Source organism: Haladaptatus sp. CMSO5, from assembly GCF_036689885.1.
Lineage (GTDB): Archaea > Halobacteriota > Halobacteria > Halobacteriales > Halococcaceae > QDMS2.
The window spans coordinates 218225-233128 of sequence record NZ_JBAHVW010000001.1; the positions used below are offsets into that span (position 1 = coordinate 218225).

15 protein-coding genes are annotated in these 14904 nt (G+C 59.0%); 8 read left to right on the top strand and 7 right to left on the bottom strand.

Annotated elements, in window-relative coordinates; all coding sequences use genetic code 11:
- Nucleotides 1-23 precede the first annotated feature (23 nt).
- Nucleotides 24-1334, bottom strand: a complete 1311-nt coding sequence (locus tag V5N12_RS01130; protein ID WP_332897314.1) for an MFS transporter — start codon at nucleotides 1332-1334, stop codon at nucleotides 24-26.
- An 88-nt stretch (nucleotides 1335-1422) separates the two neighbouring features.
- Between V5N12_RS01130 and V5N12_RS01135 the strand changes: the two genes are divergently transcribed.
- Nucleotides 1423-2415: a radical SAM protein gene (locus tag V5N12_RS01135; protein WP_332897315.1), complete on the top strand. Its 993-nt coding sequence runs from the start codon at nucleotides 1423-1425 to the stop codon at nucleotides 2413-2415.
- A 38-nt stretch (nucleotides 2416-2453) separates the two neighbouring features.
- On the opposite strand, the gene V5N12_RS01140 is transcribed toward V5N12_RS01135, so the two are convergent.
- A complete protein-coding gene (locus V5N12_RS01140) occupies nucleotides 2454-3713 on the bottom strand; it encodes an outer membrane protein assembly factor BamB family protein (protein ID WP_332897316.1) in 1260 nt (419 codons plus the stop codon).
- A 152-nt stretch (nucleotides 3714-3865) separates the two neighbouring features.
- Between V5N12_RS01140 and V5N12_RS01145 the strand changes: the two genes are divergently transcribed.
- Genes V5N12_RS01145 through V5N12_RS01155 form a run of 3 tightly spaced genes read left to right on the top strand, consistent with a single transcriptional unit; the run spans nucleotide 3866 to nucleotide 5626 of the window.
- Nucleotides 3866-4312, top strand: a complete 447-nt coding sequence (locus V5N12_RS01145; protein ID WP_332897317.1) for a TRAM domain-containing protein — start codon at nucleotides 3866-3868, stop codon at nucleotides 4310-4312.
- A 12-nt stretch (nucleotides 4313-4324) separates the two neighbouring features.
- Complete coding sequence (locus tag V5N12_RS01150) at nucleotides 4325-4801, top strand: Tfx family DNA-binding protein (protein WP_332897318.1); 477 nt, start codon at nucleotides 4325-4327, stop codon at nucleotides 4799-4801.
- Nucleotides 4802-4840: 39 nt separating this feature from the next.
- Nucleotides 4841-5626, top strand: a complete 786-nt coding sequence (locus V5N12_RS01155; protein ID WP_332897319.1) for an SDR family oxidoreductase — start codon at nucleotides 4841-4843, stop codon at nucleotides 5624-5626.
- Here the strand turns inward: V5N12_RS01155 and V5N12_RS01160 are convergent.
- A complete protein-coding gene (locus V5N12_RS01160; protein WP_332897320.1) occupies nucleotides 5623-6603 on the bottom strand; it encodes a mannose-1-phosphate guanylyltransferase in 981 nt (326 codons plus the stop codon). The two genes, V5N12_RS01155 and V5N12_RS01160, sit on opposite strands and share 4 nt — an antisense overlap.
- A 62-nt stretch (nucleotides 6604-6665) precedes the next feature.
- Nucleotides 6666-7793 (bottom strand): acyltransferase, encoded by a 1128-nt coding sequence (locus tag V5N12_RS01165; RefSeq protein WP_332897321.1) that lies wholly within the window; start codon nucleotides 7791-7793, stop codon nucleotides 6666-6668.
- A 520-nt stretch (nucleotides 7794-8313) separates the two neighbouring features.
- Between V5N12_RS01165 and V5N12_RS01170 the strand changes: the two genes are divergently transcribed.
- On the top strand, nucleotides 8314-9861 hold the full coding sequence (locus V5N12_RS01170) for an ATP-binding protein (RefSeq protein ID WP_332897322.1): 1548 nt from the start codon (nucleotides 8314-8316) through the stop codon (nucleotides 9859-9861).
- Nucleotides 9862-10596: 735 nt separating this feature from the next.
- On the opposite strand, the gene V5N12_RS01175 is transcribed toward V5N12_RS01170, so the two are convergent.
- Both V5N12_RS01175 and V5N12_RS01180 read right to left on the bottom strand, forming a co-directional pair.
- Nucleotides 10597-10890: a DUF7091 family protein gene (locus V5N12_RS01175; RefSeq protein WP_332897323.1), complete on the bottom strand. Its 294-nt coding sequence runs from the start codon at nucleotides 10888-10890 to the stop codon at nucleotides 10597-10599.
- Between the two features lie 89 nt (nucleotides 10891-10979).
- The gene (locus V5N12_RS01180; protein ID WP_332897324.1) at nucleotides 10980-11132 is read right to left on the bottom strand and encodes a hypothetical protein; all 153 of its coding nucleotides are present in this window, start codon (nucleotides 11130-11132) and stop codon (nucleotides 10980-10982) included.
- 222 nt (nucleotides 11133-11354) lie between these two features.
- On the opposite strand from V5N12_RS01180, the gene V5N12_RS01185 reads away from it, so the two are divergent.
- The 3 genes from V5N12_RS01185 to V5N12_RS01195 all read left to right on the top strand — a co-directional run bounded on the left by V5N12_RS01185 (nucleotide 11355) and on the right by V5N12_RS01195 (nucleotide 13542).
- The gene (locus tag V5N12_RS01185) at nucleotides 11355-11894 is read left to right on the top strand and encodes a GNAT family N-acetyltransferase (RefSeq protein WP_332897325.1); all 540 of its coding nucleotides are present in this window, start codon (nucleotides 11355-11357) and stop codon (nucleotides 11892-11894) included.
- A gap of 119 nt (nucleotides 11895-12013) precedes the next feature.
- A complete protein-coding gene (locus V5N12_RS01190; RefSeq protein WP_332897326.1) occupies nucleotides 12014-12946 on the top strand; it encodes a replication factor A in 933 nt (310 codons plus the stop codon).
- A 2-nt stretch (nucleotides 12947-12948) separates the two neighbouring features.
- Complete coding sequence (locus tag V5N12_RS01195) at nucleotides 12949-13542, top strand: RPA family protein (RefSeq protein WP_332897327.1); 594 nt, start codon at nucleotides 12949-12951, stop codon at nucleotides 13540-13542.
- Between the two features lie 366 nt (nucleotides 13543-13908).
- Here the strand turns inward: V5N12_RS01195 and V5N12_RS01200 are convergent, their stop codons facing one another.
- Nucleotides 13909-14706, bottom strand: coding sequence for an alpha/beta fold hydrolase (locus V5N12_RS01200; protein ID WP_332897328.1), 798 nt, complete (start codon nucleotides 14704-14706; stop codon nucleotides 13909-13911).
- Nucleotides 14707-14904: the final 198 nt, after the last annotated feature.

Sequence of the window (14904 nt, forward strand, 5' to 3'; positions counted from 1 at the left end):
TGCCGTATAACTGTTTTCTGGCGCTATTTGGTCACGTCCGGTTCGGTCACCGGCGAGGTGTTTTTCTCGTCTGTTCGCGCGAGGTGGAGCGTGATAACGAGCACCGGGAGCAAAAGGAGGCCACCGAGGGCAAACGGCGACCAGTAGCCAATCGCGGCGTAGATACCGCCCATCAGGACGGGGCCGAACGTGCGCGCGAGACTCCCCGATCCTTGGGTCAGTCCGAGGGCGCTCCCCTGCCGGTCTGCGCTCGCGTTCTGGGAGACGAGCGTCGTAAGCGAGACGTTGACGACGCCGTTACCGAGCGAGAGCACCGCGAGAACGGCAAGCAGGCCGAGCAGTTGCTTGGTCAAGAATGGCTCGATGCTGGTGAGACTCGGAAACAGCGCTTCCCCGACGAGCGGCGCCGCCGGAATCCCGAACAGCGCAATCGTGAGCAGGGCGGTTCCGGCAACCGCGAGTCGGCTCTCGGTGTAGCGTTTGGTCAGCCGACCAATGAGCACGCCTTGGACGAGGACGCCGAGGACGCCAATGTAGGTAAGTAGGAGGGCACTCTGTGACTCTGAGTAGCCATAAATATCGGCGACGAAGGGGATAAACATGATTTGCACACCCGAGAAGGCAAACGAGATGAGGAAAAACGCGATGAGCAGCCCGCGGACGTTCTCGTTGGTCATGGCGCTTTTGAGCTGTGTGAACTGCGATTCGTAGGCACTGGGCGTGTCGGTGAGGGCGCGCGATTCGGGGAGGAATCGGTAGGCGACGAGGAAGTTGAGGAGCGCGAGGAACGCCGCGACGAAACTCGGCAGCGAGAACTGGTTGATGTCGAGCCACGGGATGAGGTTCTGGAAGAAGTCCACGACGACCTGAAACGTGAACACTGCACCGATGCCCGGGCCGAAGATGAACCCAAGGCCAAAGGCCGCGCCGAGGAGGCCAAGGCTCTTCGCGCGCTCTTCGGGCGGGGTCACGTCCGCGACATAGGCTTGGGCAGCGGCGATGTTTCCGCCCATTGCACCCGCGAGCATGCGCGAGACAAACAGTAGAAGGAGGCCTTCTGCGAGGCCGAACAGCGTCCATGCGATGGCGCTCCCGAGCACCGAAAGGAGGATGACGGGGCGACGCCCCCGGCGATCTGAGAGCTGGCCGAGGATGGGTGCGAAGATGAACTGCATCGCCGAATAGGAGGCCGCGAGCAGGCCAATGACGAGTTCATCTGCGCCAAACGCGCGGACGTAAAACGGCAGGATAGGGATGATGATGCCAAAGCCAAGCAGGTCGAGAAAGACCACCGCGAAGACGATACTGATAGTGCGCCGAGAGCGAGCAGCCATTACATTGATGCACGTCAACAAGCCTGATAAATCGTCCGCGCAAGTCGCACAGTTTTTAGGGCTCGACAGGCAAGAGAGCCGATAACGGATGATTTCGAAGGGCTGCGAACAGTGCGCCAAGGGGGGCAAAATGGTGCTGTTCGTCTATGGATACTGTGACCAGCGAGACTGCTTCTACTGTCCGCTTGGGGAGAATCGCAAGAACGTGACCCAGGTGTACGCAAACGAGCGGCAGGTCGAGTCCGACGAAGACATCATCACCGAAGCAAAGCGGATGGACGCCCTCGGAACCTCGATTACTGGTGGCGAACCACAAGAGGCGATGGACAAGACGTGTCGCTACCTGCGCCTGCTCAAAGACGAGTTCGGTGAGGACCACCACACCCACCTCTACACCGGCATCACGGGCGGGCGCGAGAACATGCGCCGACTCGCCGAAGCAGGCTTAGACGAGATTCGCTTTCACCCACCGTACGAACTCTGGGGCGACATGCACGGCACCGAATGGGAGGAGATTCTCTACATCGCCCGCGAAGAAGGCCTCACCCCCGCCTTCGAGATTCCGGGCATCCGCGCCGAACGCGAGTTCATCGACTTCTTAGATGAGGGCGCTGCCGACTTCTGTAACATCAACGAGTTCGAGATGAGCGAGGGCAACTACGAGCGCATGCAGCAGGAAGGCTACGAGCTGCGCGAGGGCCACATGAGCGCCGTCGAAGGCTCCCACGACATCTTAGAAGAGATGGCCTCTCACCCGAAGGTCTACTTCTGTACCTCGGTGTTCAAAGACGCCGCCCAACACCGCAATCGCCTGAAACGCATGGCCAAGAACCTCCGCCGGGAGTTCGACGACGTGACCGACGACGGCACGCTCGTCTACGGCAAGACGTGGATTACCCCCGCCGAACTCGAAGCCCTTGGCGTCCCCGAGGAGTTCTACACCGTAAAAGAGAGCCACGTCGAACTCGCGTGGTGGCTCCTAGAGGAGATGGTCGAAGACGGCGACGTGGAGAAAGGCGAGATAATAGAGCAGTATCCGACGGTTGACGGAACGGTTGTCGAACGTACTCCCCTCGCCTGAACGACCGGATTTTTGGTCCAGCTTTTTGCAAGTGAGCCTTAGGCGCGTAACGCCCGTATCCGGGTTCCGTCCGCGACGTAGAGCGTGTCTCCGGCGATGGCAAACTCGGGTGAATCCCGCAGTTCTGCACTCGTTGGCTCTTTTTGCCACAGCTCCTCTCCAGACGCTGCATCAAAGGCGATAAGCGGTGCGTCCCGATTGGCGAATGGGGCAGTGTAAACCGCGTTGTTGGCGACGACGGGCGGTTGCAGGCTCGCTTCCGGCGTGTACTCCCAGCGTACGTCACCTTCGTAGGTGAGCGCGACGAGTTTACCGTCGTTTCCAATTTCCCCAGCGTGGACAGTTGTCGTTGAGACGAACGTAGACCCGTTGGCAACAGCAGGAGAGTGTGGGACGGTTTCAAATGACACGGCGTTTCTTCTGTTTCCTGTTGAAGTATCGAGAACTGACAGCCGGCCCATTTTCACGTCACCGGAGGGATGGGCGAATTCAGGCCGAAAGACGAGGCCAGCATCGATTGCGGGAAATCCGTAGCTTTCGTACGGGGAGTTCTCCGTATCCCATCGCATTGGTAAGTTGCCGTCTTGTGCGCCTTGTATCTCATACGCTGAAAGAGAGAATTGACCAGCGTAGACAGACCCGCCAGCAGTCGCCGGAAAGTAGTAGTCAGCCTCGTCGGGCCGTGTATTCACGATACCCTCTCCCGTGTCTGCGTGGAGTGTGGCGAATTTATCACGGTACAGAAGGTATATCCGGCCGTCGCGTTCGAGAATCGAATACCAGAAGAAGCCCTCCAAGGACGCAGTCCACAGTTCAGTTCCGTCAGCCATCATCGCCGTGAGTCTGTCCGGTGCCCAGTCATACAATCGCCCTTCGATAAATTGCAATCCGCCCCGTGGGTCGCGCTGCGTGCGCCACTGTTCACGCCCTGAATCGGCAGCAAGTGCAACGAGTTCAGACCTCGTTTTCAAAAAGACAGTGTCGTCGCCAACGACGAGTGAACTGATGCTGTCTGTTACTTCGTCGAACATCCACGCCGTTTCCGGATTTTCACGAGGCGGCGTCGCAAACGGATTGTGACTCGTCCGAGCGTAGTTGTAGCCACCCATTGGCCACTCGCCGGGGTTCGGTTGCCAGTCGGCGGGAATCCGGCGTTCGGGCGTCGAGAGTTGTTGTTCACGGAGTTTCTGTTGGAGGCTCGAACACCCGGCGAGCGTAGTGGTTAGCGCGCCTGCTGCGAGTGAGAGAACGTCACGGCGGCGGATCGAGGGTGTCGAGTCGGGTACGTCGGAATGCAATACTGGCGCGTTCTTGTCACTCCACAATAAGTTTTCAGGGTCGAACAAGAACGCGGGTGCGAGCAACGCATACTGAAAATGCGGACAGTCACGCCTGCGTGGGTTCTGAGGAGACGCAAGCGTTTAGACTGCGGACTCTAAACGTAGGCCATATGCCCACCTGTCCACTCGCGGATGAATGCCCCAAGTTCAGCGAACATATCCAGGGGATGGGGTGCCAGCACTACGGCGACAAAGGCGGGGCTGAGTGGTGTAACCACTACAATCAGCCAATCCGCGACCTGAAGTCACAGCCGGTTAAAATCGGCGAGGAAGTCATCGTCGACGTCACCGACATCCACGAGAGTGGGGCCGGTGTGGGCCGGACGGAAGACGGCTTTATCATTTTCGTAGACGGCGTCCTTCCCGACGCCCGCGCACGCGTGAAGATTACGAAAGTACGGTCGAACCACGCTCGCGCAGACCCACTAGAGCGATTGCCGATGGAGCCGGAAGAAGAAGCAGACGAACCAGAGGTAGGAGATGACGACGACGGCGGATATAGCAAGCCAAAACGTCCCGAACGTCTTGGCAGCCGCGACAATTTCTGGGGCAGCTAAGTTCTGAAAGCGATGAGCGACGACCCAACACTCGACGTTGCCGCGCTGCTCGACCGCATTGGATTCGACCCCGAAAAGAGCATTCTCACCCGCCGACAAGCGGAGGTGCTCGCGCTGCGCGAACAGGGCGAAGCCCAAGCCACCATCGCAAACCTTCTCGGGACGTCGCGGGCGAACGTCTCAAGCATCGAATCGAGCGCCCGGTCGAACATCGAGAAAGCCCGCGAGACTGTCGCGTTCGCCGAAACGCTCCGCGCGCCGGTGCAAATCACCGTCGATGCCGGAACCGACCTCTACGACGTGCCCGCACAGGTGTACGGCGCGTGCGACGACGCAGGCGTGAAAGTCGGCCACACCGCCCCCGAACTCATGAAAGTCGTCGGAGACGAGGCGGGCGACGCCGTGACCGGCCGCCAAGTGGTCAAACCACTCCTGATTGGCGTGACTCACGAGGGTGTCGTCCGCGTCCGCCGCGCCGAGCAGTCATAGAGGGAAAACGCGTTGTCACTGGCCGCCGTGTGGCCGAGTATGGACTTTGGAATTGCTGGAGACAGCGCGCTTGTAACGGCGAGTTCGAGTGGCCTCGGACTGGCGAGCGCCATCGCCCTCGCAGAGGAGGGTGCGAACGTCGCCATCTGTAGTCGGGACGACGCTCGACTTGCCGCGGCAGAAAAACGAGTCGACCAAGCCGGACGCGGAGACGTCCTCGCGGTCGAAGCCGACATCACCGACCCCGACCACGTAAAGGCGTTCGTCGAGCAGACCGTTGCCGAGTTCGGCGGCCTCGACCACGTCGTCACGTCGGCAGGCGGCCCGCCCTCTGGTCCCTTCCTTGATACGCTCGAACGCGACTGGTACGCCGCCTACGATATGCTCGTGATGAGTGCCGTCTGGACGGCGAAAGCCGCCCAACCACACCTCGAACAGAGTGGGGCAGGCACGTTCGTCGCCATCACCTCGCTCAGCGTCCGCGAGCCGGTCGAAGGGCTTGTGCTCTCGAACTCGGTGCGAAAGGCGGTCATCGGCCTCGTCAAGACGCTCTCGCGGGAGTTTGCCCCCAAGATTCGAGTGAACGCCGTGCTCCCCGGCGCACACGAGACGGCACGGTTTACCGAACTCATCGAGCAGGGTGTCGAACGCGGCGACCTTGCAGATTACGAAGAAGGCCTCGAAAACTGGGCCGAGGACATCCCGCTCAACCGCATCGGTGACCCCCGAGAATTGGGCGACGTGGTGGCGTTCCTCTCCAGTGAGCGGTCGAGTTACGTGACCGGCGTCTCGCTGCCAATCGACGGCGGCAAGCTTCGGAGTTAGAAGCGCCCGGCTGCTTTGAGCTGTGAGACGAGTTCTCGCACCGCCTGCGCCTTTGCTTTCGGGACGACGAGCACGCGATTGTCGAAGGCGACGACCACAAGGTCTGAAACGCCGACCACGCTCACGTGTGCGTCGCCCGTGATGACGACCGAGTCCGTCGTATCGACCAGCGACACGTCCCCGAGCACAGCGTTGCCCGCCTCGTCGGCGTCGAGAATCCGCCCGAGCGCGTCCCACGCGCCCAAGTCGTCCCACTCGAAGGTTGCGGGCACGACCGTTGCGCGAGCGGTTCGTTCGAGCACGGCGTAGTCGATGCTCACCGGCTCGACGGCGTCGAAGTTGTGTGGATTTTCGACCAACGGAGCGAGCGGCGTGTCTCTGGCTTCGCGGAGCAGGGCATCTGGCGTCCACGCGAACATCCCGGCGTTCCAGAGAAAGCCGTTTTCGACGTAGTTCGTGGCCGATTCGGCATCCGGCTTTTCGTGAAACGAGGCCACGTCGAAGTAGTCGCCGTGGTCGGCTCCCGGTTCGATGTAGCCGTAGCCGGTGGCCGGGCGCGTTGGCTCGATGCCGATGGTGACGAGCGACCCGGTTTCGGCGGCGACGCGGGCGGCCGTGTTCGCGGTTTCTGTAAAGTCGCCAGTGATGTGGTGGTCGCTCGGGACGCAAAAGAGCACGCAGTCACCGACCTGCTCGCGGATGCGGGCGGCGGCGTAGATAAGCGCGGGGCCGGTGTCTTTGGGTTCTGGTTCGGTGAGCACGGCGGCTTCGGGCGCGTGCTCGTGAATCTCGTCTGCGAACGTCTCGCGCGTGAGGACGTAAAGTTCGTCGGCAAAGGAGAGTCGGTCGACGGTTTGGGCGAGCAGCGAACCGTCACCGAAGTCGAGAAACTGTTTGGGGCGGTGGCTCCGACTCGCGGGGTAGAGTCGTGTGCCCGTGCCGCCTGCGAGGACGAGCGCGACGAGAGGCCGAGTCATGCGAGAACGTCAACGCGGAGGGCGAAAAGTCCTACCGACTCACCTTCAATCACCTGCCGACCTCACTCGTTCGAGAGTCGGCTTCGAACCGAAAGCCCGCCGCGTGACCGGAGCCGACTGAGCCATGGAATGTGACTGCCCTCAGGGTCTATGACACCCAGCCTCGCCATGGCGAGATAGGTTCCAAGCGCAAGCACGTAGACGAGTGGCGTGATGGTTAGTTGCCAGAGCAGGGTCGCGGGAAGGGGAAACCCAATCACCGGAATCCAGAACTGCTTCGTCGCGTGGAGCAGGTAAAATACCGGCAGGTGAAGGAGGTAAATTCCGAGTGCATGTCGGCCCACCGTGGGTAGAATCGTATTCTTCCCCAGCTGTGGGTTCGAGAGCGCGTACGCGAAGATTGCGAGGACGAGGAGTACGGTGGAGATGGTGTACTCCGTCAGATAGACCGTCTGCGTGAGCACGTTCTCACCGATGATGTAACCAATGGCGTACTGCTCTATGAGTTGGGCGCCGAGGAAGAAGCCGACTGCGCCGAGATACAGATGGCTGTGGTTCTCCTTTGGTGTCCACTCCGTTGTTCTGATTGTGTATCCGAGTGCGACGTAGAAGAAGCCAAAGAAGAGAGCGTCTCGGATGCGGAACGGAACGTCCAGAACCATCGGATAGTTCATGCTGAGGATGCCGACGACGTGAAAGAGTGCGGCAACCGGCAACAGATAGCGAATCTTGTCGAATTTGACGAATCCCGAGACGAGTACGATGGAGAAAAACAATGCCGAGAGGAACCACAGCGGGACGGCCTGTGCGTCACCGTAGTACAGGAGGGAGGCTGGAGAGAAGTTGAAAAGGGCATCGCTGAGTTCACTCATCACTGAGGAACCGACGATGGCCGCGACTGCGACTGCGGCTGTGACAGAGACGAGTTTCCCAAACACAAAGATTGAACCGAGTTTCCGACCGGTTCCCCTGACAATGGATTTGACACTGGTGGTGTGCAACTTCGCCCCCAGAAAGAAGCCGGACGTGACGAAAAAGAACGGCACGTCGAATTGGCCGATAGTATCCAACACGAAAAAGACGAGATTTCCGTGCGTTCCAAAGCCGCGAAATGGCTGCACGTGCGCGATAGTAATGAAGAAAATAGCGATTGCTCGCAGTGTGTCGATGCTGTGAATACGTTCTCTCATTGGTTTCAAAAGGTGTACTGAAACGTCACGCACCTCTATTTAAAAGGAGCACGATTCACAAGGAGAAATTATCAGTTTGGATTCATCAAGAGCCGTGCCATAGAGACACACCCCAACCAAAAGACTGCTATCGAATACCATACGCAAATAGATTCAACGCACGCGTTTTATCACGATTTCCTTATGTTTTCGAGGGTAGCTTCGAGACAGCCTCGCGCTCCACGCTTCCCGGACAGAGCGGCGCAAACGTGCCAACAGCGTCAGTCCGCGCCAACAGCGACGTTTTCAGTCAAACTGACGCGACGGCCGCAAGAAGACTCGCTTGACGTACCGAGACCGTCGCCACGTCCATGGTATCAAATTCGGTGTCACGGCCTTGAGACGGGGTGATTGCTGCTCCAGCCATTTGCTGAGGGAGGACGTATGACAGAATTATCAGATCGTCCAACCCCGGAATTTGTCATCAATTGTGTTTTAATGGATAGTCTTTACTTATTGGTTGCTGATAGCATTCAACACAATGGGGCAGAAGCTGAATGCGAGTGGACTCGTCGTCGCCGGTATTGGCTTCTTTCTCACCCGATTCACCGTCACGCTCGCACTGTTCGAGAACCCCGTCCAATTCTATCTCGCAGGTGTGTTGCCACTGACGCTCGGCCTCGGATTGGCCGCCTTCGGCGTCGCACTGGCCGTTTCCGACATCGAACCAGCGCTGGTTCGGACGACGGCGCGCTGGTGTGTCATCGGTGCGGGAACGATGTTGATTCTCGTCATCCTGACGCTGTTAGGCAGGTCCCCCGATGGTATCCCGAGCGTGACGGTGATTCGGTCGCAGGCATATCTGTCGAACTTCCTCATCGGCGGGAGCGTCGGGGGAACCCTCACCGGTTTGTACGCGGCACGAACCCACCGACAGCGCGGGGAACTAGAACAACAGACCAACCGCCTCGTGATACTCAACCGGCTGCTTCGCCACGAGGTACTCAACTCGGTGACGGTGATTCGCGGGTACGCGACGATGAGCAGGGACGAGCATTCAGGGGTTCAGAACGTAATCGAAAAGCGGCTGACTGCCATCGAGCGGACGATAGACGAGGTGAAATATCTCACCCGACGAGCCGGGCAGACCGATGGGTCGATGGAACGCATCGACATAGAACAATCCTTGCAGCAGAGCGTCAAGGCGGTAACCGACCGTCATCCCGAGGCGAGGATTACCATCAAGTCGATTCCAGAACACGCGAAGGTGGTGGCAGACGAACAGCTCGTGCAGGTGTTCACGCACCTTCTCGAGAATGCAGTCGTCCACGGCCACGATGAGACTCCCACCGTCGAGGTGGTAGTGACGAGAAACAGCGTTCGGGTGTCCGTGAGAGACGATGGCCCTGGGCTTCCAGAAAGCCAACAGGCATTGCTTGAGACCGCCGCTATCGAGGAATTCGACGACCCGACGACCGGCTTCGGGCTGAAAATCGTTCGCCTCCTCGTCGAGAACTACCGAGGAACGATAGAGACTGAGAGTGGAGCGCGTGGGACGAAGGTAACCATCGCCCTCCCCCGTGCCAACGAAGCGGCTGCGGGGCTGGAACCAAGCAAAACGGGCGGCGACACCGTACGCCCGACCATCCAGCACCTGCTCGTGACGCTCGTGGCGTCGGTAGCTGCGGGCGTGGTGTTCGGCATCGCGGCGATACTGCTCGGCCGGTCGGTCGCAGGCATCGGCGTCTTTTACGGGAGCGTAAACGGTGTCATCGGCTGGCTCACCCACGAGTTCCACAGCATCGTCTTCGGGTTCGTCTTCGTCAATCTCGTCTCGATGGCCCCAGAACGCTATCAAACCAGCGTTCCTGCCTACGTTGCCATCGGAGCCGCGTGGGGGCTCGTCCTCTGGGTCGTCGCCGCCGGGATCATCGCGCCGATTTGGTTGCGGCTCCTCGGAATCGCGGCACCGATTCCAAACCTCACATTCTGGTCGTTCGTGGCACATCTCGTCTGGGGCGTCTCGCTTGGCGCGCTCACCGCGTGGGGATACAAGTACCTGACCGCGAGGGAGAGCGCAATTCGATAAAGAATAGCTGTAAGTATCGGAGAGAATCAGAAGTCTTCTCTCGTGCCAGAAGGACCCAGAAGACATGCGCGGTCGTGTTGAACCAGCGAGTAAGTCGGTCAACTCAGCAGCAAGCGTTGACCACTTCTACGAACATCTGGCAACCAATCAACGATGGTGAGATTACGATACTTATCCAAGTGGGCCCATTCTGAGATATGGCCCGTCATCGTCTCCATCGCCGTCCTCGTCACCGACGTTAACTGAGATGTGGAATTGGGTCGGCGCGGTTTCAGTGTCAACCTCCCACGTGTCGCACCGCTCTTTAGCCCACTCAGTGGAGACACACACCTGATACTTACCAGGGTTAGGGAACACGTTTTCGACGGTTGTATCCACGCTGTTTGCAGCCAGTGAATAGTGCTCTGTCAGTACGTCAGCTCCCGTGCTCGTCTCTGTGATAGTGACCGTAAGTTCTCGGTTGGTTGCGTCTCGATTCCGTAATTGTAATTGCGGTGATGGGGCTGTAGAGAGGCAGCCGCCAGCAACCGTGAGTGCTGAGGTTCCAAGAATGGAAAGGAGAGGGCGACGTTTCACACCAATTTCTCGAAACTCGATGTATAAGTGTTTTCCAGTGACTGCGGAGAGAACAAATCGTGACGACAATAGTTCGCACAGCTAGTGTCATAGATACACCCGCTGTCTTCGAAACAATTGCTACAACGAATCAATCTCGGCGTCGGTTTACCCACCGCCCTACCACGTTTCGATGATGCCTTCACGGATGTCTTCAAGACAGCCCTGACAGTCCACGCTCTCTGCGTCGAAACAGTGTGGGCGCTGGTCGGCGTCGAGGGTGACGGTGCGGCGTTCGGCGTAGCGTCGGCAGACGAGGTTCATCTCGCGGCCACCGTCCGTCTCCGGAGCGTCCGGAGCACGCGAACGCTCCCCTCGCCCTTCACGATACTCGTGGCGTGCCCGCCCCATCTGGCGGCCCGCCTTGCGAAACTGCTGGCGGATGAGTCGTTCGATGCGCCGCCGATTGCTCATGGCCGGTGATTGGACACGGAGCTACAAAGCGTCACGGGGCGGAGAACTTGTGCGGTGCACTTCCTCGGCTTCGAGCGATGCACTTCGGCTCATCGCCATGGCCCATCGGAGAAGGACCAACTGTCCAGATTCATCGACCCGCCGCCGACGATGTACGCGAGCAGGAACGCGAAGATAGCGACCGTAATGATTATCAGGAATTTGACGAGGGAGGCAGGGATGATGTCAATCACGGGGAACATGGGCAGTGCTCCCACATCCTGTTTCGATGATAATAGGTTTTCAGGTGCTCGTTCGGCATTCGGGCTGCACGGGACAACGCTTTTGGGTCTGCTCCATGAGGTGTCAAACAGGTACCCGATGCTCGTTTCCACCTGTTTCTGACTGGATTCACACTCGACGCCCGAGTTGTCTGCATCCCGTCTGCGCACGTACCGTTTTCAGACCGAGTCACAACCACCACTATGTCACGAACACCGTATTTGCAGACCGAACGCCTCGAGCTTCGACCCGTCACCCGCGACGACGAGGCGTTCCTCAATTCCCACCTGAACCACCCGAAAATCCGCCAGCACATCAGCATCTTCCACACGCCGTACAGCGAGATGGAACAGGCAGACTCCTACGAGGAGTTCCACACCGGCGACGACGTCGTCTCGCTCGTCCTCTGGGACGGCGACGAACGCGTTGGCCACGCCGGACTCATGCCCTTCCACGACCGGAACAAACTCGGCAACCTCGGCTACTGGATTGCGCCCGAATACTGGGGCGAAGGCTATGCCACCGAAGCCGCCGAGACAATCATCCAGTTCGGCTTCGACGAACTCGGCCTCCACCGTATCGACGCGTGGATAGAAGCCCCGAACGAAGGCTCTCGGCACGTCGTCGAAAAGCTCGGCTTCACTCACGAAGGCACCAAGCGAAAGTCCGAATTCACCGGCGGCGAGTGGGTCGACCAAGTCATCTACGGCCTACTCGCCTCTGAGTGGGAACCGGAGGCTTAAGTCCCAAAACGGAATCGCACGAGGGAATCACTTTCAGCCCACTCACCTAACCTTTTATACCATCGGGAACCAACCGTCGTATGTCTCCCATTGAAAACAGGCGGAGACAGTGAAACCCCATGACAGATGTGCACCAGCACGCAGTAGAGATACACGAGCAGTTTTCAGACAAACTAGAGCTGACGGTCGAAGACGTAGCAGAACGTCTCGAAAAACTCGTCGGCGAGTACAAGGTTCCCATCGACGAGGCACGCCGCAGCGTCACGAGCCACTACCTTGACGAAGCGGGCATGGAGCGCGAAGACCTCCGTGGCTCCGGTGGCAACCAAGAAATGCAGATTTCGGAGGTGGACGAACCCGAACAGTGGCTCGACCTGACCGCGAAGGTCGTCGACCTCTGGGACCCGGGCCACGAGTCCATCGGGCAAGTTGGCTTGCTCGGTGACCCGACCGGCACCATCAAGTTCACGAAGTGGGCGAAATCCGACCTCCCCGCTCTCGAAGAAGGGAAGGTCTACCGCTTTTCGAACGTGGTGTCCGACGAGTACCAGGGCCGATTCTCGGTCAAGCTCAACCGGACGACCGGTATCGAGGAATTAGACGAGGACCTCGAAGTCGGTGACAACGAATCCGAAATCGAAGGCGCGATGGTGGACATCCAGAGCGGCAGCGGACTCATCAAGCGGTGCCCCGAGGAGGATTGCACGCGCGTCCTCCAGAACGGACGCTGTTCAGAACACGGCGAGGTCGAAGGCGAGTTCGACCTCCGCATCAAAGGCGTCGTGGACGACGGCATGACCGTCCACGAGACCATCTTCAACAAAGAAGCCACCGAGGAACTGACCGGCATCACCTTAGAGAAGGCAAAGGAGATGGCGATGGACGCACTCGACACGACGATTGTCGCAGACGAGATGCGCGAGAAAGTCCTCGGACGCTACTACCGCATCAGCGGCCCGACACTCGGCCGCTACGTCCTAGCGAATGACTTCGAAGAATTGACCGGCCCAGTCGATGCCGAAGCAGTCCTCATCAAAGCGAGGTCGATGTAACAATGAGTTCCGCACCAACCCGAGAAGTCGCTCGACGGGTTTTCGCCCGCGAGTTCAACGACGCTGGCTACACATTCAAAGAATCGGACGACGAACGCGCCCCAGTCTACCTGCTGCTCCCGACGGGCGAACGCGCAAACCGCGTGTTCATCGTCGGCACGCTCACCGAGAAAGAAGACGTCGGTGAGGACAGCGAGTACTGGCGCGGCCGCGTCGTTGACCCAACCGGGACGTTCTTCGTCTACGCTGGCCAGTATCAGCCAGAAGCCGCGAGCGTCCTCCGTGACGTGGAAGCACCCGCCTACGTTGCGATTGCGGGCAAGCCACGCACCTACGAGACGGACGATGGCTCGATTAACGTCTCCATCCGACCGGAGTCCATCTCCGTCGTCTCCGCCGAAACGCGCGACCGCTGGGTCGTCGAAACTGCAGAACGCACGATGGACCGCATCGAAGCGTTCGACGACGAGACCAACGAGTACGCACGCATGGCAAAAGAGCAGTACGACCTGCCAGTCAGCCGCTACAAACAAGAAGTGCTCACCGCCCTCGAAAGCTTAGACGAGAGCGAAGCGCTCGAAGCCGACGCCGCGTAAGCTCTCGACACGCCTTGGCTGACACTGAGGCTGTGTCGACTTTCGGCCTATTTTCTCGAATCGAGAACTCCCTGTCGCCACGCGACCTCCTGATTGCGGCTACGGCCCGCGCTGCTGGGAAGGAACTCGTCGTCTCTGACGCGGATTTCGATACAGAAAGCCTCAGTATGCTACTCTCCGTCCGGACATTCGGTCCAGAGTAACCGCGGAAACAGCAACTATATTTGCAATGGTGTGACCACACCCAATTTCTCCAACCGTTTTCGAAGCCGTGTGCGGAATACAGAGCCTGTATCCATCATGTCGGATGTATTCAATTCCTCAAGAGCGACCCGACTCACTCGTACCTGAGGTCGTGAGGCCTGGTCAGAGTGAGAGGAGAAACTCAGTCAGGACTCGGTTGAACCGCTCAGGTTCCTCAACGGTGATACAGTGCCCACTCTGTTCGAAGAGTTCGAACCGTGCGTCGGGGATGAGCTCGGCTGCGTATTTCACATTGGCGACACCCCGCCATTTCTCGTCCGCCCCCGCACAGACGAGGGTTGGGACATCGATCTCGGGAAGCACGTCTCGATAGTCTCGCATCAGACCAAGGAGCATCGAACCCTGCACCGACGGGGGCGTTCGGGTTTCTTCGTCGAACATCATGTTCCGGAGGTCCCTCGATGGCGGGTCTTTGAGCAGTGCCTTTATCGACTCGTCAGTGAGTTCCACTGGGTTCGATTGTATCCCATCGAGTGCCGTTCGCATTCCTTCTATCGTGTACGTCCCGAACTCGTATCCCTCTCGCTGAAACGGTGAGGGTTCCATATCGATATCGACCAGCGCACGTATCCTCTCGGTGCCAAACTGATCGACGTACTCCCAGGAGACGAGCGCCCCCATCGACCAGCCGACGACCGTGACGTCGGTCAGATTGAGCTGTTCGAGCAACGCTCGGAGATCGCGGGCATGCTGCGGGAGTGTGTGGCCCGTCTCCGTCTTCTCCGACCTCCCGTGCCCTCGGAAATCGAGCGCAATTGTTCGAAATTCATCGCTGAGTCCGACCAACTGCGGTTCGAAATACCGCAGACCGGCGAACGCTCCGTGAAGAAACACGATCGGTGGCCCCTCGCCAAGTTCCTCGTAATACAGGTCGGCCCCATTACACTGAATGACTGGCATGCTTCATACACCCGTTTCGCCTATACGTAGGTCAGGGCACTCCATAGGCTTTCAGACGGCTTCCTGGATATTAGCCATGTGTCCAGCACATCCACAAGAACCGCCATAATCGCTGTCAGAAGCTGCGTGCAACGTACCGCAGATACATACAGCGAATACATGCATCATTGCAGTTTCGATGCACTGGCCGGCCGATTG